General features: G+C 32.8%; 21 protein-coding genes. 20 read left to right on the top strand and 1 reads right to left on the bottom strand.

The genetic code is table 11. The annotated features are described in order from the left end of the window. Positions 1–4: 4 nt before the first annotated feature. The 17 genes from H9L18_RS09440 to tsaD all read left to right on the top strand — a co-directional run bounded on the left by H9L18_RS09440 (position 5) and on the right by tsaD (position 18,189). On the top strand, positions 5–3,430 hold the full coding sequence (locus H9L18_RS09440; protein WP_126794940.1) for a pyruvate carboxylase: 3,426 nt from the start codon (positions 5–7) through the stop codon (positions 3,428–3,430). A gap of 30 nt (positions 3,431–3,460) precedes the next feature. Next, a complete protein-coding gene (locus H9L18_RS09435) occupies positions 3,461–4,612 on the top strand; it encodes a CAP-associated domain-containing protein (RefSeq protein WP_126794762.1) in 1,152 nt (383 codons plus the stop codon). Then, positions 4,599–5,030 carry a YlbF/YmcA family competence regulator gene (locus tag H9L18_RS09430; protein WP_246433273.1) on the top strand — a complete coding sequence of 144 codons (432 nt, stop codon included), beginning with the start codon at positions 4,599–4,601 and terminating at the stop codon, positions 5,028–5,030. Before H9L18_RS09435 ends, H9L18_RS09430 begins: the two co-directional genes overlap by 14 nt. After that, the gene (locus H9L18_RS09425) at positions 5,020–5,373 is read left to right on the top strand and encodes a YlbG family protein (RefSeq protein WP_126794768.1); all 354 of its coding nucleotides are present in this window, start codon (positions 5,020–5,022) and stop codon (positions 5,371–5,373) included. The genes H9L18_RS09430 and H9L18_RS09425 overlap by 11 nt, the downstream gene beginning before the upstream one ends. A gap of 375 nt (positions 5,374–5,748) precedes the next feature. Continuing rightward, on the top strand, positions 5,749–7,557 hold the full coding sequence (gene glmS, locus H9L18_RS09420; protein WP_126794942.1) for a glutamine--fructose-6-phosphate transaminase (isomerizing): 1,809 nt from the start codon (positions 5,749–5,751) through the stop codon (positions 7,555–7,557). Positions 7,558–7,631: 74 nt separating this feature from the next. After that, positions 7,632–7,772: an RAxF-45 family protein gene (locus H9L18_RS15565; RefSeq protein WP_376716215.1), complete on the top strand. Its 141-nt coding sequence runs from the start codon at positions 7,632–7,634 to the stop codon at positions 7,770–7,772. Positions 7,773–7,857: 85 nt separating this feature from the next. Continuing rightward, positions 7,858–9,426: a ribosomal protection-like ABC-F family protein gene (gene abc-f / locus H9L18_RS09415; protein ID WP_126794772.1), complete on the top strand. Its 1,569-nt coding sequence runs from the start codon at positions 7,858–7,860 to the stop codon at positions 9,424–9,426. 69 nt (positions 9,427–9,495) lie between these two features. After that, positions 9,496–10,203, top strand: coding sequence for a glucosamine-6-phosphate deaminase (locus H9L18_RS09410; RefSeq protein ID WP_126794774.1), 708 nt, complete (start codon positions 9,496–9,498; stop codon positions 10,201–10,203). Between the two features lie 162 nt (positions 10,204–10,365). Continuing rightward, entirely contained in the window at positions 10,366–11,349 is a 984-nt protein-coding gene (galE, locus tag H9L18_RS09405) for a UDP-glucose 4-epimerase GalE (RefSeq protein WP_126794776.1), read from the top strand. Positions 11,350–11,367: 18 nt separating this feature from the next. Further along, positions 11,368–12,633: a hypothetical protein gene (locus H9L18_RS09400; protein ID WP_126794778.1), complete on the top strand. Its 1,266-nt coding sequence runs from the start codon at positions 11,368–11,370 to the stop codon at positions 12,631–12,633. Between the two features lie 22 nt (positions 12,634–12,655). After that, positions 12,656–13,363 carry a CPBP family intramembrane glutamic endopeptidase gene (locus H9L18_RS09395; RefSeq protein WP_126794780.1) on the top strand — a complete coding sequence of 236 codons (708 nt, stop codon included), beginning with the start codon at positions 12,656–12,658 and terminating at the stop codon, positions 13,361–13,363. Between the two features lie 126 nt (positions 13,364–13,489). Next, positions 13,490–14,785, top strand: a complete 1,296-nt coding sequence (locus H9L18_RS09390; RefSeq protein WP_126794782.1) for a hemolysin family protein — start codon at positions 13,490–13,492, stop codon at positions 14,783–14,785. A gap of 18 nt (positions 14,786–14,803) precedes the next feature. Next, a complete protein-coding gene (locus H9L18_RS09385) occupies positions 14,804–15,328 on the top strand; it encodes an NUDIX hydrolase (protein ID WP_221884899.1) in 525 nt (174 codons plus the stop codon). 134 nt (positions 15,329–15,462) lie between these two features. Next, positions 15,463–16,191 carry a tRNA (adenosine(37)-N6)-threonylcarbamoyltransferase complex dimerization subunit type 1 TsaB gene (gene tsaB, locus H9L18_RS09380; protein WP_126794786.1) on the top strand — a complete coding sequence of 243 codons (729 nt, stop codon included), beginning with the start codon at positions 15,463–15,465 and terminating at the stop codon, positions 16,189–16,191. Further along, positions 16,175–16,702 carry a ribosomal protein S18-alanine N-acetyltransferase gene (gene rimI / locus H9L18_RS09375; RefSeq protein WP_185847499.1) on the top strand — a complete coding sequence of 176 codons (528 nt, stop codon included), beginning with the start codon at positions 16,175–16,177 and terminating at the stop codon, positions 16,700–16,702. Before tsaB ends, rimI (H9L18_RS09375) begins: the two co-directional genes overlap by 17 nt. Continuing rightward, positions 16,699–17,148, top strand: coding sequence for a ribosomal protein S18-alanine N-acetyltransferase (rimI, locus tag H9L18_RS09370; protein WP_126794790.1), 450 nt, complete (start codon positions 16,699–16,701; stop codon positions 17,146–17,148). The genes rimI (H9L18_RS09375) and rimI (H9L18_RS09370) overlap by 4 nt, the downstream gene beginning before the upstream one ends. A gap of 12 nt (positions 17,149–17,160) precedes the next feature. Continuing rightward, complete coding sequence (gene tsaD, locus H9L18_RS09365) at positions 17,161–18,189, top strand: tRNA (adenosine(37)-N6)-threonylcarbamoyltransferase complex transferase subunit TsaD (protein ID WP_126794792.1); 1,029 nt, start codon at positions 17,161–17,163, stop codon at positions 18,187–18,189. Positions 18,190–18,226: 37 nt separating this feature from the next. On the opposite strand, the gene H9L18_RS09360 is transcribed toward tsaD, so the two are convergent. Beyond that, on the bottom strand, positions 18,227–18,928 hold the full coding sequence (locus tag H9L18_RS09360) for a CPBP family intramembrane glutamic endopeptidase (RefSeq protein WP_126794794.1): 702 nt from the start codon (positions 18,926–18,928) through the stop codon (positions 18,227–18,229). Positions 18,929–19,110: 182 nt separating this feature from the next. Between H9L18_RS09360 and racE the strand changes: the two genes are divergently transcribed. The 3 genes from racE to H9L18_RS09345 are packed head-to-tail and all read left to right on the top strand — an operon-like array spanning position 19,111 to position 21,804. Continuing rightward, complete coding sequence (gene racE, locus H9L18_RS09355) at positions 19,111–19,917, top strand: glutamate racemase (RefSeq protein WP_126794796.1); 807 nt, start codon at positions 19,111–19,113, stop codon at positions 19,915–19,917. Between the two features lie 16 nt (positions 19,918–19,933). Next, complete coding sequence (rph, locus tag H9L18_RS09350) at positions 19,934–21,292, top strand: ribonuclease PH (protein WP_126794798.1); 1,359 nt, start codon at positions 19,934–19,936, stop codon at positions 21,290–21,292. Continuing rightward, on the top strand, positions 21,289–21,804 hold the full coding sequence (locus H9L18_RS09345; RefSeq protein ID WP_126794800.1) for a metallophosphoesterase: 516 nt from the start codon (positions 21,289–21,291) through the stop codon (positions 21,802–21,804). The genes rph and H9L18_RS09345 overlap by 4 nt, the downstream gene beginning before the upstream one ends. Positions 21,805–21,877 lie beyond the last annotated feature (73 nt).

Below are 21,877 nucleotides of genomic sequence, written 5' to 3'. Positions count from 1 at the left end.
AATGATGAAAAAGGTATTAGTAGCTAACAGAGGGGAAATTGCTATTCGTGTCTTCCGTGCATGTACGGAACTAGATATTGATACAGTAGCAATCTATGCAACAGAAGATGAGCGTTCTATGCATCGTTTTAAAGCAGATGAAGCTTATTTAGTAGGTAAGGGAAAAAAAGCAACTGATGCCTATTTAGATATTGAAGATATTATTCGAATTGCTAAAGAGTCGGGAGCTGATTCAATTCATCCCGGATACGGATTTTTATCTGAAAACTTAGAGTTTGCTAAAAGATGTGCTGAGGAGGGAATTACTTTTGTGGGCCCAACTCTCCATCATTTAGATATTTTTGGGGATAAAATCAAAGCTAAAGAAGCGGCTATTTCAGCTGGTGTAGCTTCTATTCCTGGAACAGATGGACCAGTAGATAGTGTGGAAGAAGTTTTAGCTTTTGCTAATGAATTTGGTTTTCCTATTATGATTAAAGCTTCTCTTGGAGGCGGCGGTCGAGGAATGCGTGTAGCAAGAGATGAAAAAGAAGCGATTGAAGGTTATGATCGCGCTAAAAGTGAAGCAAAAGCTGCTTTTGGCAATGATGAAGTATATGTCGAAAAATATATTTCAAATCCTAAACATATTGAAGTTCAAATTTTAGGAGATACTCATGGGAATGTCATTCATTTATTTGAAAGAGATTGCTCTGTTCAAAGACGTCATCAAAAAGTAGTAGAAGTAGCACCTTGTGTTTCAATGTCAGAGGAACAACGAGAAGAGATTTGTCAGGCAGCTGTCAAATTAATGAAACATGTTGGTTATGTTAATGCTGGAACAGTTGAATTTTTGGTAGAAGGCGATAATTTTTACTTCATTGAGGTAAACCCTCGAGTTCAAGTAGAACATACCATTACTGAATTAATAACAGATGTTGATATTGTTATGTCTCAACTTCAAATTGCTATGGGAAAAAATTTACATGGGGAAATTGGATTGCCAACTCAAGATAAATTAAGTATCCATGGATACGCCATTCAATGTCGTATTACAACTGAAGATCCTTTAAATAATTTTATGCCAGATATTGGAAAAATTGATACATATCGTTCACCAGGTGGTTATGGTATTCGTTTAGATATTGGAAATGCTTTTGCTGGAGCCGTTGTAACGCCGTTCTTTGATTCTTTACTTGTAAAGGTTTGTACGCATGCGATTACGTTTGATCAAACCATTGAGAAAATGAGAAGAGCTTTAAAAGAGTTTAGAATTAGAGGAGTTAAAACTAATATTCCATTCTTAGCTAATGTTATTAATCATCAGACATTCAAATCAGGTCAAGCTATTACAACTTTTATTGATGAATCACCTGAGTTGTTTGAGTTTCCAAGAGTTAGAGATCGTGGCAATAAAACAATGAAGTATATTGGTGAAGTGACAGTCAACGGTTTTCCTGGTGTAGAAACTTCAAAGAAAAAATATCAAAAAGAAGCAAGAATTCCTCAAAAAATAGTGGAAAGACCTCAAATTTTAACGGCTAAGAATATTTTAGACCAATCAGGTCAAGAAGCTGTTGTTGACTGGATTAAAAATAAAGAAGAAGTTCTTTTAACGGATACAACTTTTAGAGATGCTCATCAAAGTTTATTGGCTACTCGTGTAAGAACCACAGATTTGAAACGAATTGCTAAGCAAACAGATGAAGGAATTCCAGAATTATTCTCAAGTGAGATGTGGGGAGGAGCTACATTTGATGTAGCGTATCGATTTTTAAATGAAGACCCATGGATTCGTTTAAGAAAATTAAGAAAATTAATGCCAAATACATTGTTCCAAATGTTATTTAGAGGATCTAATGCAGTAGGCTATCAAAATTATCCAGATAATGTTTTAAAAGAATTTATCGAACTGGCTGCAAGTGAGGGAATTGATGTTTTTAGAATTTTTGATAGTTTGAACTGGTTACCTCAAATGGAAAAAAGCATTCAATATGTTCGTGATACTGGTAAATTAGCAGAGGCTGCTATTTGTTACACAGGAGATGTGTTAGATCCAAACCGTTCTAAATACAATCTAGCTTACTATAAGAACATGGCTAAAGATTTAGAAAAAATGGGAGCTCATATTATTGCGATTAAGGATATGGCAGGTTTATTGAAACCAGAAGCTGCTTATCAGTTAGTAACTGAATTAAAATCAACAGTTGATGTTCCGATTCATTTACACACTCATGACACAGCTGGAAATGGCATCATGACCTATGCAGCAGCAACAAAAGCTGGTGTGGATATTGTAGATGTTGCTATGAGTGCTATGAGTAGTGCAACAAGTCAACCTAGCATGAGTAGTTTATATTATGCACTTAATGATAGTAGTAGAACACCTAATGTTGATATTGAAAATGTACAGCAAATAAATCATTATTGGGAAGATGTCCGTTCTTACTACCGTCCTTTTGAAAATGGTATTAGTGCCCCTCAAACAGAAGTTTATTCTCATGAGATGCCTGGTGGTCAATATTCCAATTTACAACAACAAGCAAAAGCAGTTGGTTTAGAAGAACGCTGGGAAGAAATTAAAGATATGTATGCAACAGTTAATTTATTATTTGGGGATATTATTAAAGTGACACCTTCTTCTAAAGTAGTAGGTGATATGGCTCTCTTTATGGTTCAAAATAATTTAACCTCAGATGATATCTATCAAAAGGGAAGAGAATTAAACTATCCTGAATCTGTTATTAGTTTCTTTAAGGGCGACTTAGGTCAACCGACAGGAGGATTTCCTAAAGAATTGAAAGATATTATTTTAAATGGTCGACCGTCAATTGAAGTTCGTCCAGGTAGCTTGGCTGAATCTGTTGATTTTGAAGAAATTAAGAAAGAATTAAAAGAGCTCATTGGTTTTGAACCAAGTTCAAAAGATGTGATAAGCTATATTATGTATCCTCAAGTCTTCTTAGATTATTGTAAGACGCATGATAGCTTTGGAGATGTAGAATTGTTAGATACAATGACGTTCTTCCAAGGAATGCGTGTTGGTGAAACAATCGAAGTTAGAATTGAAAAAGGAAAAACATTGATTATTACACTAGACGAGATTGGTGAACCTGATTTGGAAGGTAACCGAGTGTTATTCTTCAATTTAAACGGTCAACGTCGTGAAATTATTATTAAAGATCAAAATATAAAATCTCAAGTTATTATGAAAGAAAAATGTGAACCAACAAACCAAGGTCATATAGGTGCTACAATGCCAGGATCTGTTCTTGATGTCTTAGTTGAAGTTGGTGAGCAAGTTCATAAAGGAGATGCGCTTTTAATTACAGAAGCAATGAAGATGGAAACAACTATTTATTCTAAACGAGATGGTGTTGTTAAACGTGTTCTTGCTAAAAGTGGTGAAGCTATTCAATCTGGAGATTTATTAATTGAATTAACGATTTAACAATAAATGATTTAAAAGGGGAGAGAAGATTTGAAAAGAAGCATTGAATTTATTGTTTGTTTATTTTTAGTGCTGAGTGTTGTTTATATGAAACCAGTCATATCTTCTCGTAACCAACCCAAACCTAAAAATGATTTATCCGTTGAAAAAGTAAAAATTTCTCATAAATCGGTTCCTTATTATGAGTTAAATACAACTGGTATGGCAAATTATGTTGGCAAAACAAAAGATGAATTCTTAAAAGAATTTCCTAAACCTAAAAAAACATTTTCTTCTTATTATCAGACGGAATGGCTTGTTTATGGAGACTCATTAAATGATTATTACCAAGTAGAAATCAAAAATTCAGTCGTTTCAAGCGTCTTTGTTCTAGGGAAGAATTTGGAAACAACTCCTTTTGCAATGGATATGAATTTAGTAGATTTAGCTGAAATTACAACTATTTTTTCTAACTTTAACTTTAGTTATGGTGATGAAAAATACGAAGTTGAATTGACTGAAGATGATATGAATTATCGACCATTAGTAGCGTTTAATAATGGCACATTTGCAATGCTACATATAAATCAAGGAACTGGAAAGTTAATGGCAATTCGTTATTTGGATAAGCATACGCTATTAAGTATCATGCCTTATCAAATGGATCAAGATAACAAGGTTCAGGAAAAACTACCTTTAGAAGCTAAAGACTGGCATCAGGTTAATCAAGATAACCAAGAACAACTAGTAACTATTTTGAATTTATTACGAGAAAAAGAAGATAAGAAAAAATACCAAATGGATTCGACTTTACAAGTGGGGTCAAAAAAAGGTATAGAACTTCTTTCCGAAAAACCTGATGTGATAATTGATGAAGAAAGTCATTTGAAGAATTGGAAGAAAGTTTCCGAAACTAACATCAGTACGCCTCCTTTTGTATTAAATAAAAAAGAGACGACTCGATTAATCAAAAAACTAGATTTATCACCAAAGGAAACACATGGTATTTTTTATGCACCAGTTGTCGATGTCCCTTTTATGGTAACTAATTGGTATGGCAGTCGTTTTTATCATGAAGAGTTAGCTCATAAAAATGATTCAAGGATAGGATTAACTTTTGACAAACAAGGTGTAATGACTTTCTTTGGGAAAGAAAAAGAAAAAATTAAGACAGTTGAAAGTAGTGATAATGGTGATTTATAATGAAGAAGTTATTGAAATAGAGGATCTTGTTGAAGAGCTTGCAAAAGAGCTTATTAGTAGTGAATTAGTTTCAGGTTATGTTACTTCTTATGTTGAAATGGACCGAAATCAAGAAGTCTCATCAATTGTAAATGAATTTTTAGAAAAGAAAGAAGCTTTTGAAAAAATAGAATCATATGGAAAATACGCTCCTGATTTTAAAGAAAAAAGAAGAGATGTCAGAAAAGCTAAAAGATTAGTTGATACAAATGAATTAGTCGCTGGCTTTAAGTATAGTGAAACATCCCTTCAAAATATGCTAGACTATGTAACTTTTGATCTAGCGAATACTATTTCAAAAGATATTAAAGTCGATGCAGGCAATCCGTTTTTTGAGTTTGCTAAAAGAGGATGTGGAGGTAGTTGTCATGTTAGTTAATGAAATAGATAATTCCCTTGAATTAGTTCCTAGAAGAGGTCTAATTGTCTGGGTTTATAGTTTAAAACAGTTAAAAAATTTACGTCGTTTTGGTTATGTTCATTATGTTTCTAAAAAAATGAAATATGTTGTTCTATACGTAGATGATGTAGAGATTGATACCGTAATTGAAAAGTTAGAAAAGCAATTTTTTGTCAGAAGTGTTGATATGTCAATGCGCCCTGATATTAATATGAATTTTAATAATCGATTAGGTAATGAGAAAATGGAAGAAGAACCACTAGAATTTGAAGAGCAAAAAACAGAAATTCGTTTAGCAGATTTTGAAGAAGACGAGTCTTAAAAAGAAATCATCAGTTGATACTGGTGATTTCTTTTTTTTAGACCAATTAGATAAAGTAAAAAATACCTTATCTATACCAATTATTTTAAAAACTTGGTAATTCAATAGAAAACATTGACTATAGACTAAAATAAAAGTAGAATAATCTTGTTTCTGTTAAAAAAATACTTAGGAGGATAGTGTACCAATTATATAGGATAGCGCCAGACCTGAATTAGACAGGTGACGAGGATAGAACTTATCGAAAATTTCGGCGGATGGTTCTAGGAACTGCATTCTAAAAATTTATTTAAAAATAAAACAGTGATGTTTTTGACAGAGGATAAATTAAGCAGAACAGAAATGAAAAAATTAGAACGAAAGTTGGAAATGTGTATGTGTGGAATTGTAGGAGTAGTGGGAAGTCAAAATACAAAAAATATATTATTAAATGGTTTACATAAATTAGAATACCGTGGATATGACTCAGCAGGTATTATGATTAGTCATAATGAAGAAATGTTTGTTACTAAAACGCCGGGTCGTGTGGCTGAGTTAGAAGCTCTAGTTGCAAATAAAGAATCTGCTGGTACTGGAATCGGTCATACAAGATGGGCAACTCATGGAGAACCAACTGAGAACAACGCTCACCCTCACCTTTCAAAAAGTGGTCGTTTCGGTTTAGTCCATAACGGTGTTATTGAAAACTTTGAATGGTTAAAAGAAACTTATTTATCTGATATTACTTTATCAGGAGATACAGATAGTGAAATTGTCGTTGAGGTTGTTGATTATTTTTCTAAACAAGGCTTATCAACAATTGATGCTTTTAGTAAAATGTTAGAAGAAGTTAAGGGTTCATATGCTTTAGCTTTAATTGATACTGAAGATGATAGTCAAATTTTTCTAGCTAAAAACAAAAGTCCACTTTTAGTTGGATTAGCTGATGGTTACAATTTAGTTGGTAGTGATGCAATGGCTATGATTAATGAAACAGATCGTTTTGTTGAAATTATGGATGGAGAAAAAATCATCCTTTCAGCAACAAATATGCTTATTTTAAATAAAGATAATGAAGAAGTAACTCGCGATTTTTATGTGGCTGAAATTGATGCGAATGACACTGAAAAAGGTTTATATCCTCATTACATGTTAAAAGAAATCGATGAACAACCTGCCGTAATGAGAACTTTAATTCAAGAGTATGTGACACCAACAGGAGAAAGTACTATTCCAGTTGAGATTGTCTCTGAAATGGCGGAGAGCGACCGTATTTATGTAGTTGGCTGTGGTACTAGCTGGCATGCAGGTTTAGTGGGTAAGAAAATGTTAGAAGAACTAACTCAAATTCCTGTTGAAGTTCATTTAGCAAGTGAGATGGGTTATGATATGCCAATTCTATCTAAGAAACCGTTCTTTATTTTCCTAACACAAAGTGGTGAGACAGCAGACAGTCGCCAAGTTCTTGTAAAAATTAACGAAATGAAATTACCGTCTTTAACAATTACAAATGTGAAAGGCTCAACTCTTTCACGTGAAGCAACTCATACGTTATTGTTGCATGCAGGTCCTGAAATTGCAGTAGCTTCAACTAAAGCCTACACATCTCAAATTTCAGTAATGCTCTTTTTAGCAAAAGCGTTGGGAGAAAAATTAGGACAAGAAAAAGCTAAGGGATTAGATATTGTTCATGAATTAGGGATTGTAGCTGCTGCTATGGAATCTTTAGTAGATGATAAAGATCATTACTCTGAATTAAGTCAAAGTTTCTTAAATGAAACAAGAAATGCTTTTTATATTGGTCGTGGTTTAGACTATGCAGTTTCTCTAGAGGGAGCTTTAAAATTAAAAGAAATTTCTTATATTCAAGCTGAAGGTTTTGCTGCTGGAGAATTGAAACATGGAACTATCGCTTTAATTGAAAAAGGCACACCAGTTGTTGCATTAATTTCAAATAAAGAGATGGGAAGTCACACCAGAGGTAATATTAAAGAAGTAGAGTCTCGTGGAGCTAAGTCATTGGTTATTGCTTTAGAAGGATTAGAAAAAGAAACTGATGCCATAGTACTTCCTCATGTTCACGAGTTGGTAACTCCACTTGTGACAGTTATTCCACTTCAATTACTAGCGTATTATGCTAGTTTACAACGCGATTTGGATGTAGATAAACCAAGAAACTTGGCTAAAAGCGTAACAGTTGAATAAAAAAACTCTTTCTAGGGCTTATTTTTCAAATCTATGCTATAATATAAAAAAATAAGTAAAGGGGTGAACACTCAATGGTCAGCACAGACAATTTAAATAACAAAACAGAATTAAAATTCTTGTACCTTTGTCGTGCAATTATTTCCGTATTTTTTAAAAATTGGATTAGTGTGTCTAAATTTAATGAAAAAAATATGAAAACGACCATTCAGTGATAAACTCGAGAGAATTTTAAATAACAAGGTCGTAGAATTTCTGCGACCTTTTTTGTTTATCCTCGAATGGAGAAAAGAGGATATTATGTTACAACTAAATCAAATTAATAAAACAATGTTTGGCAATCAATTATTTAATGAGGTTAATGCGCAATTAAATGACGGAGATAAAGTCGCCTTAGTGGGAAATAATGGAACTGGAAAATCAACTCTACTTAAAATAATTGCTGGGGTTGAAGGAGTGGACGCTGGACATGTTTCTATTTCAAAAAATCAACAAATCAGCTACTTAGAGCAAAATAGTCTAGTTGATAGCCAAGAAAAAGTTTATGATTACATTTTTAATGGACAAAAAGAAATCAAATCTATTCAAAGTCAATTAGTTCAAATGGAGTCCCAAATGACTGAAGCAAGTGAACAGGAACTTGAACGCTTAATGATTAGATACGGTAACTTGCAAGAAACTTTTATAGAAAAAGATGGTTATACAATTGAGGAATCAATTAAAAGTATTGCAACAGGTTTAAAGATTGACCACTTACTAGATGAGTCCATTTGCTCCTTAAGTGGAGGGGAACAAACACTAGCTAAGCTAGCAAGATGTTTACTTGAAAATAATGATATTTTACTTTTAGATGAGCCGACTAACCATTTAGATGTATCAGGCCTTACTTGGTTGGAGAACCATTTGAAGCATAGTAAGCAGTTAGTCGTTATTGTTTCTCATGATAGATATTTCTTAGACCAAGTTGCAACTTCTGTTTTACTTATTGATGAAGGTAGTCTGAAGAGCTATAAAGGAAATTATACAGTTTTTAAAGAGCAACGAAAAAAAGAGTTAGACGAGTTGAAAAAGAATTATTTACTCCAACAAAAAGAAATTAAACAAGTTGAAGATGCGATTAGACGTTTCAGACATTGGGGAGCTATTAGTGACAATGAAAAGCATTTTAAAAAAGCAAAACGTTTAGAGAAACAATTAGATACAATGGATAAAATTTCACATCCTAGTAAAGAAAGGAAAGTTTCTAAGGAGCAAGGCTTTATCACTCAAGAAAAATCTGGAAAAGAGGTTATTCAATTAAGTAGTGTTTCTAAGTCTTACGGAGAACAAATCATTTTTTCTGATATTTCTTTTAATGTTTTTAGAGGCGATCATTTAGCGATTATTGGAGACAATGGAGCAGGCAAATCAACTTTAATAAAATGTTTGTTAGGAAATGAAGCAATCAATTCAGGTGACATTAAAATTGGACCAAGTGTTCAGATTGGTTATTTATCTCAAGTCATCACTTATGAAAATGCCAATCAAACTGTACTTGATTACTTTAAAGGGCAAGTACCTCTGATTGAAGAAGATGCTCGAAGAATTCTATCGTATTTTTACTTTACTCAAGAAGACGTGTTTAAACAGGTAGGTAATCTTAGTGGTGGAGAAAAAGTAAGATTAGAGCTAGCTTGTTTAATGAATAAATCGGTTAATTGCTTGGTTTTAGATGAACCAACCAACCATTTAGATATCTTAACAAGAGAATGGCTAGAAAGTCAGTTAGAAACCTTTAAAGGAACAATTGTTATGGTTAGCCATGATCGTTATTTCGTTGAGAAACTAAGTACGAAACAGTTTAAAATGAAAAATAATCGAATAAATTAATTCGTAAGTCTTGTCTTTAAATAAATCAGGCGTTATAATTGGACTATACCAAATTACGGAGGCGTACTTATGAAAATTATAAAAGTAAAAGATAGTGTTGAAGGTGGAAAAAAGGCATTTGAAATTATTAAAGAAGAAATGGCTACTGGAAATGTCAAAACATTGGGATTAGCAACAGGTAGTACGCCTGAAACTTTATATAAAGAGTTAGTTGCAAGTGATTTAGATTTCACTAATATGAATTCTGTTAACTTAGATGAGTATGTGGGATTAGAATCAACGAATGACCAAAGCTATCATTATTTTATGAAGAAACATTTATTTAATGAAAAGCCATTTAATCATAACTATTTACCTGATGGAACAGTAACTGATGGTAAAAAGGAATGTGAACGATACGATCAAATTATTGCTGAGAACCCTATCGACATTCAAATTTTGGGTATTGGTGAAAATGGGCATATTGGATTCAATGAACCAGGAGCTTCTTTTGAAGGAACAACAAGTGAAGTTGAATTAACAGAATCAACAATTGAAGCGAATAGTCGTAACTTTGCTAAAAAAGAAGATGTGCCTACTCACGCTTATTCAATGGGAATTAAATCAATTCTTCAAGCTAAAAAAATTATTTTATTAGCCTATGGACCTAAAAAAGCTGAAGCTATTTTAAACACAATTGAAGGACCTATGACAGAAGCCGTACCAGCAAGTGCACTTCAAAGTCATTCAGATGTCATCGTAATTGTAGATGAAGCTGCGGCAAAAGATTTAAAATAAATAAAAAATAGAAAACTGAGGTTAACAATCGAGTTAACTTCAGTTTTTTTGTCTATTTTTACAATAGAAGTCTTTTTTTTACTGTATTCATAAGTCTATTTTTAGTGTAAAATAGTAAGGAGTGGCACTTATTGTGCGAAAGATCAGAGGAGGATTCATGTTATGGCAATTGCAGTACTAGGGGGAGCAGGTTATATCGGCTCTCATACAGTCCAAGCACTAATTAATAAAGGAGAAGAAGTTATCGTTATTGATAACCTTTTAACAGGGCATAAAGAAGCAATTCATGAAAAAGCAACTTTTTACGAAGGTGATATCAGAGATAAAGAGTTTATGTTATCTGTGTTTAAAAAAGAGTCTATTTCTGGAGTGGTTCATTTTGCTGCCAGTTCATTAGTAGGAGAGTCTGTCGAAAATCCTTTGAAATATTTTAATAATAATGTTTATGGAACACAAATTACCCTTGAAGTAATGAAAGAAACTGGTGTTAAAAAAATAGTTTTCTCTTCAACTGCTGCGACTTATGGAGAACCAAAAGAAGTTCCTATTTTAGAAACAACACCGACTAATCCTAAAAACCCCTATGGTGAAAGTAAATTAATGATGGAAAAGATGATGCGTTGGTGTGATGAAGCGTACGGTATTAAGTTTGTTGCCTTACGTTACTTCAATGTGGCAGGAGCTAGTTTAGATACGTCAATTGGAGAAGATCATAATCCTGAAACTCATCTAGTTCCAATTATTTTGCAGACAGCTTTGGGTCAACGAGAAAAAATTTCTATTTTTGGAGATGATTACCCAACTGAAGATGGAACTTGTGTAAGAGATTATGTTCATGTCGTCGATTTAGGGGCAGCACATGTTTTAGCTTTAGACTACTTATCAAAAGGAAATGAAAGCAATATTTTTAATTTAGGAAGTAGTGAAGGATTCTCTGTAAAACAAATGATTGATGAAGCTCGTCTTGTGACTGGAAAAGAAATTCCTTCAGCCGTTTCTGAAAAAAGAGCTGGTGATCCAGCTGTGTTAGTAGCTTCTCCTGAAAAAGCAAAAGAAATTTTAGGATGGCAACCGCAATATACAGATATAAAAACAATCTTTGAAACAGCTTGGGCTTGGCATGTTAGCCGACCAAATGGCTATTAATTTTGAGGAGCATGGTTAATGATTAAGAATAAAGTAGTTCATGATTTTATTAGTATCGCCCTTCAATCAGGTGGTTGGATGGAACTAGATCGTTTGTATCTAGAAAATCAAGTAATAGCATTAGTAGGGCCAGTAAACGAAGAGGAAGAAATTGAAGAAGAGACGCAAATTAAATCTTCAAAAGAACTTGTTCAGGAATTGTTATTGGTAGCTGAAAAAAATGAATTGATTGATTTAAAAAACTTCGAAGAAAAAGCAGAATTAAATGCTAAATTAATGAGTTTCTTAACGCCACCACCCTCAGTTGTGAATGCGTTATTTTCACAGCATTACGACACTTCCGAGAAAGAGGCGACTGATTATTTTTATTTGATGAATCTAACAAATGGTTACGTCAATGAGGAAAATAACCAATATAAAAGTGAAACGTTAGATGATTATTCATTTATTATCCAATCAAAAAAATGGCAGTCAACTAGTGAGTTTACAATGTGTCCTTATTGTTTTGAAAGTGAGGGGCATGGTAAGGTAGAAAATACGAATAAGCGACTAATACGTATGAATTTAAAAGGTGAAAGTTGGGGATTTTATTATCATCCCAAACCTTTATTACGTGAACATAGCATTTTCACCCCTGAGAATCATCAGCCTTTAGTTATGAATCGTCAATTACAAGAAACGATGCTTCAATTGGTAGATGTTTATCCTCATTATTTTGTGAGTTTAGATCCAGAAGTGATTAAGCTATCTCCACATGGCTTCTTATATGGCGGTGATAATCAAATGCCATTAGCTTTAGCAGATAATAATTTTATGTTTGATATTCCAGGGTTTGTGACAGTTGAGGCATCTTTAGTAAATTGGCCAACTTCTGTTATTCGATTAAAAACAACTTCCAAGAAAAACTTGATGAATGCGTTAGAATATGTGACTTTAAAATGGCAACAATATTCTTATCCGTCTTTAGATATTATTGCAAAAGACGAGGATGGGAAAGATTTACATTCGGTCTTACCAGTCTTTAGAAAAGAAGAAGATGCTTATATTGTTGAGATGATTTTACAAGATGCTTCATCAGAGTTTAGTAGGAGTAAAGCATATGAGGCAATTATTCATGAAGACGCCTATCCAGTTGACCAGCTTGGTGTTATTAATTTAAAACAAGATGTCGAAATAAACGAAACTAACCTTGCTGTTATAACAGAAAATATGGCGAAACAGTCAATTTTTAGACGTCCTCAAGATGGACAAAAAGCCTTTTTAAGATTTATTGATACACTTTAAAGAAGGACGTGTCGGGTGAAATATGAAAGAAACAAACAAAGTTTCTAAATGGATTAAATTTGTACTTGTTAATGGGTTGATTTGTCTAGGTTTCTTTTTATTAAGTCAAGTGCCCAGTTTTCTATCAGCTGTATTTTTAGTATTGTATGGGAAAAAAATTGTATTTTTAGATGTGTTTATTACAGTCGTTTGGCTAGTTATTAGTTTTTTTATTACTCGTTATATTTGGAAATATTACAAAGAGAAAAATCAAGAAGATAAGATTCAGCTAACATTAAAAGATGTTGGAATTTCCTTTGGGTATTTTTTAACGGGTAGTTTAATTACCTTTATTGGTGGTTTGAGTATGGAGTTTATTTATGGTAATTCTGAATCACAAAATGATGAGATGATTCGGATGCTTATTAATAAAAGTCCATCCAATTGGTTTATCTTATTGATGGTTATCCAGTTGACTCTTTTAGCTCCAATTTTAGAGGAGTTAGTGATTCGTGGTATCCCCAAAGTAACTCTATTTAAGGATAGTCCAAACTGGTTTATGTTAATTATGACATCACTATTTTTCTCAAGTCTCCATCAGTCAACCAATATTATTTCGTTTTTGATTTATGCGGCTTTAGGTGGTGTGATGTGTCATGCTTACTTGAGAAGAGGACGTATAATTGATAGTATGATGGTCCATTTTTTCAATAATTTATTAGCAACAATTGCTTTTTTATTCCTAATATAGGAAAATAAATCAAAATAAGAGGCCAGTAAATAGGAATAATTTTGAGGAATTTTTTCTCTAAATAGACTTCCTAAAATTTGGCTTCTTTTTGATTAGAATAAACGTAAAAAACGTTGAGGTGTTTAAATGATAGGTGTTAAATTAATACTCATTGCTGTTATGATTTATATTACAGCTCTTTTTGTTGCAGCAGAATTCTCATTAGTAAAGGTGAGGTCTTCTAAATTGGAGCAACTAGAAGCAAATGGGGAAAAAAATGCCAAATTGGCTCTTCATTTAGTTCATCATTTGGATGATTATTTGAGTGCATGCCAACTTGGTATTACATTGACTACTTTAATTATTGGTGGTGTTGGTGAGGAAACAGTTCGGTCACTACTAGCCCCATTAATTGGACAATTACCATTAAGTAAAAGTGTCTCACTAACTGTTTCTTTGATTCTTTCTTACTTTTTGGTCACATTTGTAGAAGTAGTGGTAGGGGAATTACTACCTAAGTCTTATAGTATTGCTAATTCTGAGAAAGTAGTTTTAGCAATAGCTAAGCCATTACATATTTTTTATAAAATGACTTATTTATTTATCAAACTATTAAATCATTCGGCTAATTTAATCGGAAAAGCTTTTGGTATTCATATGATAGGTGAGGCAGAAGAAACCCTTTCTGAAGAGGAAATATTATTAGTCGCAGCTGATAGTTTAGATAAAGGTGAAATTAATAAAGAAGAATTTGAGTATCTATCTAATATTTTTGAATTTGATGAAAGACAAGTTAAGGAGATTATGACGAATCGACTTGATATGAAAGTATTAGATTATGACATGACTGTTAAAGAGGCGATTCCTAAAATTTTAGATGTTGGTTATAGTCGCTTCCCTGTTATCAAGGAATCAAAAGATGAAATTATGGGTTATGTGACGTTGCAGCAATTAGTTAGAACTTCATATATAGACGATCATCGTCTAATTGCTGAAGAAGTTGCAAAACCTATTGTGGTTATGGAAACAATGGTCGTTAAAGATGTCTTAAAAAAAATGCAGGAAGATCATAAACACATCGCAATGGTAGTCGATGAATATGGAGGAACTGTTGGAATTGTCACTATTGAAGATATTGTTGAAGAAATTGTTGGAGATATTCAAGATGAGCTAGATACTGAAAAAGAAAAGATTCAGTCTATTGGAATAAATGAATATTTAGTTGAAGGCAAAATTGAATTAGATGAAATTAGACATTTTTTCAATTTAGATGATATGGAAGACCCCAATGGGAATGTTACTTTAGGTGGTTATTGTACAAGTGTTTATCCAAGTGAAGTCGAAAAAGGATTTTCTTTTGAAGTAGAAGGGGTCATTTTTACGATATTATTAGTTAGACAAACAGTCGTCGAGAAGATTAAAATTAAAGATACAAGAAAATAACAAAAAAGGATGAGGCATTTGGTTGAGAAATGGGATGCGTATACTGTAGATAGAGTAAAATTATCCAAAACAGTTATTAGTGATGAAGAGCTAAAAACAGATGAATATCGAATTGTTATTGGAGGATGTATTTTTAATAAAAAGAATCAAATGTTAATTCAAAAAAGACAATCCACTAAAAAAACTTGGGCTAATATGTGGGATATTTCTGTAAGTGGTAGTGCGATTAGTGGTGAAACAAGCGCGGAGGCAGCTCAAAGAGAAATTAAAGAAGAGCTAGGTTTAGATTTTTCCCTTAAAGGACAATTGCCACAGCTATCGGTTAGTTTTACCAAGGGATTCGAGGACTATTACTTGATTGAAGAAGATGTTGATATCAATGAAGTTGTTCTTCAAGTAGAAGAAGTTCAAGATGTCAGATGGGCAACACTTGAAGAGATTAGAAAAATGATGGAAATTGGAGACTTTATCCCTTATCATGAGCATTTAATTTCACTTTTATTTGAAATGAAAACAACTTATGGTTCATATAAATATGAATAGTGATGGGCAAAAGCAATTAAGTAAAAGTTGCTTTTGCCTTTTATTGTCTAGTTTTAGAGATAACACAAATATGGGCGAATGACCTAAAATATGCTACAATATACCAGAATACAAAGAAAAAAGGGTCGATGTAAATGACAGTATTAGGAATAGATACTTCCAATCAAAGTATGTCACTTTGTTTAGGAGAAAATAACAAATTAATAGGTAGTTATTTTACTGCCACTCAAAAAAATCATAGCACTACGTTAATGCCTGCAATTGATTTCTTGTTTGAGTCTAACAACAAACAACCAAAAGATTTAGAAAAAATTATTGTTGCAGAAGGCCCAGGGTCATATACAGGATTAAGGATTGGTGTTACAACAGCTAAAACATTGGCTTGGACATTAAATTTAAAACTTTATAGTGTATCGAGTTTAGCTTTAATTGCAGCGTCTAAGAAAAAATTTGATGGTTTAATTGTTCCAATCATTAACGCTAGAAGACAAAATGTTTATACTGGTGCTTATCAATGGCAGGATAATCAACTTATTTCAGTTATTGGGGATCAACATATCTTTTTTGAATCATGGCTAGATCAACTAGCTGAAGTAAATCAACCAATCTTTTTTGTTGGAGCAGATTTACCTGAATTCATCTCTTTAATTAATCAAAGAGAAAATAAAGAAATGCAATACGATGAGTCACCTTTAAATAATGAAATTAATCCAGCGTCATTCTTAGTATTAGAAAATTTATACAGTGAAATAGAGAGTGTTGAAAAATTTACCCCTCGTTATTTGAAAAAAGTTGAAGCAGAAGAAAAATGGTTAGAAAAGCATGTGTCAAATGAGGATTCTAACTATGTGGAAAGAGTTTAGGACGTTTAAAAATAAAAGAGAAGTGAGTTATAAGCAAGTGGAAATTGGAGAAGAAATCATTACATTCGAAGTTGCTAAAATCACGGATATTTATGTGCTGCAATACTTATTAAAACAAGTCTACGGTAAATCACCTTGGAGTTATACCGTTTTTTGGATAGAGCTAAATAAGAAACAGAATGGCTTATATTTAAAAGCACTTAATCACGGAGAATTAGTAGGGTTTATTGGTATCCGAATAGAAGGATCTGATGCTCATATCACTAATATTGCAGTTCTACCAAATTTTCAACAAAAAGGATTAGGGAAAGAATTGTTAAAACAAGCTGAACTTTTTGCCATCAGAAAAGACTGTTTAACTTTAAGTTTAGAGGTAAAAGCATCTAATCGTGTTGCTATATCATTTTATGAAAAGTATGGTTTTTTTACGAATGGTATTAAACCTAACTATTATAAAGACAATCAAGAAGATGCTTTAGACATGCTTTATGTGATAGAGGAGAATGAATGAAAAAAGAGTCAGTAGCACTAAGTCATGAAGAATTAGCTAAAGCTTGTTTTTTACTGAGTGAACAAAGTTTTAATGAAAAATCACCATGGAGTGAAAAACAGTTTTTAGAGTCGCTTGAGTCAGAAAATAAAGCTATTTTCTTATCCTTTGAGAAAAAGTGTTTAGTAGGTTTTATTATTATTTCAGTTGTTCTAGATGAAGCTGAAATTGAGTTGGTTAGTGTATCAAAAGACTTTAAGCGAAAAAAAATAGGAACTCAGTTATTGAAAGAAGCTATTGAGAACTTAAAGCAAATGAAAGTTAGCTCGCTTTTTTTAGAAGTGAGACAAAGTAATACAAGTGCTTTAGGGTTTTATCGTTCTTTTAAGTTTGAAGAAATTGGACTTAGAAAGAATTACTATAAAGCTCCTAAAGAAGATGGCTTGATTTTAAAGCTAACATTATAGGAAGTGAAGAATTTGGATATATTTAAAGATAAAGAACGAAGATTAATATTAGCTATTGAAAGTAGTTGTGATGAAACAAGTGTGGCTGTTATTGAAGACGGTAATAAAATATTATCTAATATCATTGCCTCACAAATAAATAGTCATAAACGTTTTGGTGGAGTTGTTCCTGAGGTGGCTAGTAGACACCATGTAGAGCAGATTATTGGCTGTATGGAAGAAGCTCTTGAGGAAGCTGATATTAAAGTTGATGAGCTAGGCGGAGTTGCAGTAACGTATGGACCAGGTTTAGTTGGAGCTCTTTTAATTGGTTTAACAGCAGCAAAAAGTTTTGCATGGGCAAACGGGTTACCGCTTATTCCGGTTAACCACATGAGTGGCCACATTTATGCATCAAGATTTGTATCAGAAATGAGTTTTCCTATGATGGCTCTGTTAGTCAGTGGTGGACATACAGAACTTGTTTATATGAAAGAACATGGTAGTTATGAAATTATTGGTGAAACACGAGATGATGCTTGTGGTGAAGCCTATGACAAAGTTGGACGGGTCCTAGGATTAAGCTACCCAAGTGGAAAAGAAATTGATGAGATGGCTCATCTAGGAGAAGATACTTATCATTTTCCAAGAGCTATGATGAAAGAAGATAATTTTGATTTTAGTTTTAGTGGACTAAAAAGTGCGTTTATCAATTTAGTTCATAATGCAGAACAACGTAATGAGACCTTGGATAATAATAATTTAGCTGCAAGTTTTCAAAGCAGTGTTATAGATGTTCTTGTCTCAAAAACAATTCGTGCTTGTCAGGAATATGATGTTAAACAATTAGTTATGGCTGGTGGAGTTGCAGCTAATAAAGGATTAAGGGAACGTTTAACACAAGCTGTTGAGTCAGAACTAGTTGATGTTGACTTTGTTGTTCCTCCGTTTAAGTTGTGTGGAGATAACGCAGCAATGATTGGAGCGGCAGGTTTTATTGAAGCTAAAAAAGGTCATTTTGCTGATTGGTCATTAAATGCTAAGCCAAGTATAACTTTATAGAAAAAAGAGGTTGTAGGATAAGTGATTTTCACTTTGACTACAACCTCTCATAGTGGTTAGTTTCTTTTTTAGTTTTGACAATTGAAAACATAATAAGAATCATTGTCAGAAAAAGAACGCTGAGTAGGGCTAGAGATAAATTAGCATTAATAATGTAATGGGCTAGCATGCTAGGAATAAGAGATTGGGTATATTTAACTAAAAAATATAATAGTGCACCTAGAATAAACGAAATAATAATTCCTTGAAACCCTTGTTTTATATGTAGCGTTGCAAATAAAGTGTTTGATACAAGGAATTTAGTACTGGTTTTATAAAAAAAACTAGGAATTAAACCACGAAATAATAGTTCTTCAACTAGAGGTGGTTGCATATAAATGAACCAATTAAAACCACCAAAACTTGCTAGAATAAGTTCTGTTTGACCTAGTTTAGAATGAACGCCAATTCCTAAAAAGAGTATTAGTAGAAGCAAAATAGATACTACCCAACTCTGAAAAGTCATTTGCAATTTAATTGATTTGATATAGTGATTAAATCTTAAGCGATTCAATTTAATAAATGGAATGACTAAGTAAATAATATACGTGACTAAAATGACACCACCATAGAAAAATAGCATGTAATATTTAGGACTAATTAATAGCTTTACTATAGCTGAAGTTCCAAATAAGATGAACCACCAAGATAAATAGATAAGCATTGTTTTTCCATAGTTATTCTTAAAAAAATTTAGCATTTTTTTCACTCCTCATGTTTTATTATGAAGAAAATAGCTAAAATTCGACATAGAATGAACTTACAAGCATCTAACAGAAGTGTAAGAATAGTAATCTTTTATTTAAATATTGGAAAAAAACTTGAAATTCTTTTTTAATCAAGGGAAAATAGAGAGAGAAAATAGATAAAGAGGTCGATCAAATGAGTAATAATAATCCAATTGGTTTTCTAGACTCTGGAGTGGGTGGTTTAACCGTTGTCAAAGAAGCTATGAAACAATTACCCAATGAAACAGTTTATTACGTTGGTGATACATTGAGATGCCCATATGGTCCACGACCTGTTGAACAAATTAAAGAATTTACATGGGAAATGACCCAATTTTTACTAAAGAAAAATGTGAAGATGATAGTCATCGCTTGTAATACCGCAACGGCAGTTGCCTTGGAAGATATAAAAAAAACCATTCGCATTCCAGTTGTGGGAGTAATTAATCCAGGGGCAAGAGCAGCTTTGAAACTAACGAATAATAAAAAAATAGGCGTTATCGGAACAGCAGCTACGATTAATAGTGGAGAATACGTGTCATCTATTCATAAAAAATCTCCTAAAACAGATGTTTATGGTTTAGCATGTCCCAAGTTTGTTCCGATTGTTGAAAGTAAAGAATATGAGTCAAAAGTGGCAGAACAAGTTGTTCATGAAACTTTATCTGCTTTTGAAGGAAAAGATATAGATACGTTAGTCATGGGTTGCACCCATTACCCTTTACTTCGACCTTTAATTCGAAAAGAAATGGGTGACAAGGTTGAATTAATCGACTCAGGAGCAGAAGCTGTCAGCGAAGTTAGTATGCTTCTTGACTATTATGATATCGCAGCAGATGCAACAGAAAAAGAAAAGAGCCACGAATTTTTTATGACAGGTTCTAAAAAAATATTTGAAGACATAAGTCATGATTGGTTAAAAATGACAGATGTTTCAGTTAATAGAATAACTTTACCTTAAAGGATGGATAGAATAGATGAGACATGATCAAAGAGCAAATCAAGAAATTAGACCTGTAAAAATTGAAACCAATTATTTAATTCATCCAGAAGGCTCTGTATTAATTAGTTTTGGCCAAACAAAAGTAATTGTTAATGCAACAATTGAAGAAAGTGTACCTCCTTTTTTAAGAGGATCTGAAACGGGTTGGGTGACAGCAGAGTACAGTATGTTACCACGTGCAACTAACACAAGAAACCGCCGTGAAAGCAGTAAAGGAAAATTAAGTGGTCGGACGATGGAGATTCAACGTTTGATAGGACGTTCTTTGCGTTCTGTTGTTGACTTGAAAAAATTAGGAGAGCGCTCAATTGTTGTTGATTGCGATGTTATTCAAGCTGATGGAGGGACAAGAACAGCTAGTATTACTGGAGCTTTTGTTGCTCTTCAACTAGCAGTAAACACATTGCTTGAAAATGGGGAATTAAAAGAAAATCCTATTAAAGAAAATCTTGCAGCTATTAGTGTAGGAATTTTACCAACTGGAGAATGTGTAGCAGATTTGGATTATGTAGAAGATTCATCTGCTTTAGTAGATATGAATTTAGTGATGACAGAATCAGGAAAAATGGTTGAAGTTCAAGGAACGGGAGAAGAATCAACATTTTCAAGAGAAGAGTTGAATACTTTACTTGATTTGGGTGAAGCAGCTATCAATGAGTTGATCGAGTTACAAAAAGAGAGTTTATCCAATGCTTCTGTTAAACTTGAAAAAAAAGAGACGAATGCAAAAGAAATTTTAATTGCAACTAGAAATAGTGGAAAAGCCAAAGAGTTTGAAGAAATGTTTAATCAAAAGGGGTATACAATTAAAACTCTCTTAGATTATCCTGAGATTCCTGATGTGGAAGAAACAGGTTCTACTTTTGAAGAAAATGCAAGATTAAAAGCTGAAACAATTTCTAAAATGTTTAATTCAATTGTTTTAGCTGACGATTCTGGTTTAAAAGTTGATGCTCTTAATGGTCAACCAGGCGTTTATTCAGCAAGATATGCTGGAGAAGCAAAAAGTGATGCGTCTAATAATGCAAAATTACTTCACGAAATGTACGATGTGCCAGATGATAAAAGAACAGCTCAATTTCATTGTACACTTGTTTTAGCTGCACCCAATAAAGAAAGTTTAGTTGTAGTAGGAGAACTAGAAGGTAAAATCGGAACGATTCCAAGAGGTGAAAACGGCTTTGGTTATGATCCGCTATTTTATGTTCCCGAATTTGATAAAACCGTTGCTGAGTTATCCTCTGAAGAAAAAAATAAAATAAGCCACCGAGGACAAGCAATTGAGAAATTAACAGTTGATTTTGATACGTGGATGAAAGGGGTAGTTGAGTGAAATATTTAGTTGTTAGTGATAATCATGGTGATCGAAATATTTTAGTAGATATTGCTGACTTTTGGCGTCATAAAGTGGATGGCATGTTTCATTGTGGTGATTCTGAACTTGAAGTGACAGATGAGTTGTGGCACCAGTTTGTTGTTGTAAAAGGTAATTGTGATTACAATCCTAAATATGAAACAGAATGTGTTATTAATAGCGGAGATAATCGTATCTATATGACTCATGGACATTTGTTTAACGTTAATATGGGACTAACATCACTTTCTTATTCTGCACATGAAAAAAATGCAACAATTGTTTTATACGGTCATACCCATAAATTGTTGGCAGCTATGGCAGATAATATTTTATATGTTAATCCCGGTAGTATTTCTCAACCTCGTGGGACTTACAGTCACTTAAAAACTTATGCGATTATTGAAACAAATGATGGAGAGATAAAAGTTGATTATTATGATCGAAGTCATCATTTGATTGAAGAATTATCCGTTGTTTTTCCAAGATAAGTTAATTTTGTTTAAATAGTTTATGAATAAACTGTGAAAAGGCTTTACCTTATTTTTATTTATTGTAAAATTA

This window comes from Vagococcus carniphilus (assembly GCF_014397115.1).
GTDB classification, from domain to species: Bacteria; Bacillota; Bacilli; order Lactobacillales; family Vagococcaceae; genus Vagococcus; species Vagococcus carniphilus.
This window is presented reverse-complemented; position numbering and strand designations above follow the sequence as displayed.

What these genes read in the sequence shown, in the direction of transcription:
- H9L18_RS09425 (WP_126794768.1), top strand. Translation starts at nt 5,020, where the DNA reads ATGTTAGTTAATGAAATAGATAATTCCCTTGAATTAGTTCCTAGAAGA.
- glmS (WP_126794942.1), top strand. Translation starts at nt 5,749, where the DNA reads ATGTGTGGAATTGTAGGAGTAGTGGGAAGTCAAAATACAAAAAATATA.
- H9L18_RS09360 (WP_126794794.1), bottom strand. Translation starts at nt 18,928, where the DNA reads ATGCTAAATTTTTTTAAGAATAACTATGGAAAAACAATGCTTATCTAT.
- H9L18_RS09395 (WP_126794780.1), top strand. Translation starts at nt 12,656, where the DNA reads ATGAAAGAAACAAACAAAGTTTCTAAATGGATTAAATTTGTACTTGTT.
- H9L18_RS09440 (WP_126794940.1), top strand. Translation starts at nt 5, where the DNA reads ATGAAAAAGGTATTAGTAGCTAACAGAGGGGAAATTGCTATTCGTGTC.
- H9L18_RS09400 (WP_126794778.1), top strand. Translation starts at nt 11,368, where the DNA reads ATGATTAAGAATAAAGTAGTTCATGATTTTATTAGTATCGCCCTTCAA.
- H9L18_RS09430 (WP_246433273.1), top strand. Translation starts at nt 4,599, where the DNA reads ATGGTGATTTATAATGAAGAAGTTATTGAAATAGAGGATCTTGTTGAA.
- H9L18_RS09410 (WP_126794774.1), top strand. Translation starts at nt 9,496, where the DNA reads ATGAAAATTATAAAAGTAAAAGATAGTGTTGAAGGTGGAAAAAAGGCA.
- galE (WP_126794776.1), top strand. Translation starts at nt 10,366, where the DNA reads ATGGCAATTGCAGTACTAGGGGGAGCAGGTTATATCGGCTCTCATACA.
- H9L18_RS09390 (WP_126794782.1), top strand. Translation starts at nt 13,490, where the DNA reads ATGATAGGTGTTAAATTAATACTCATTGCTGTTATGATTTATATTACA.
- rimI (WP_126794790.1), top strand. Translation starts at nt 16,699, where the DNA reads ATGAAAAAAGAGTCAGTAGCACTAAGTCATGAAGAATTAGCTAAAGCT.
- racE (WP_126794796.1), top strand. Translation starts at nt 19,111, where the DNA reads ATGAGTAATAATAATCCAATTGGTTTTCTAGACTCTGGAGTGGGTGGT.
- tsaB (WP_126794786.1), top strand. Translation starts at nt 15,463, where the DNA reads ATGACAGTATTAGGAATAGATACTTCCAATCAAAGTATGTCACTTTGT.
- H9L18_RS15565 (WP_376716215.1), top strand. Translation starts at nt 7,632, where the DNA reads ATGGTCAGCACAGACAATTTAAATAACAAAACAGAATTAAAATTCTTG.
- rph (WP_126794798.1), top strand. Translation starts at nt 19,934, where the DNA reads ATGAGACATGATCAAAGAGCAAATCAAGAAATTAGACCTGTAAAAATT.
- abc-f (WP_126794772.1), top strand. Translation starts at nt 7,858, where the DNA reads ATGTTACAACTAAATCAAATTAATAAAACAATGTTTGGCAATCAATTA.
- rimI (WP_185847499.1), top strand. Translation starts at nt 16,175, where the DNA reads ATGTGGAAAGAGTTTAGGACGTTTAAAAATAAAAGAGAAGTGAGTTAT.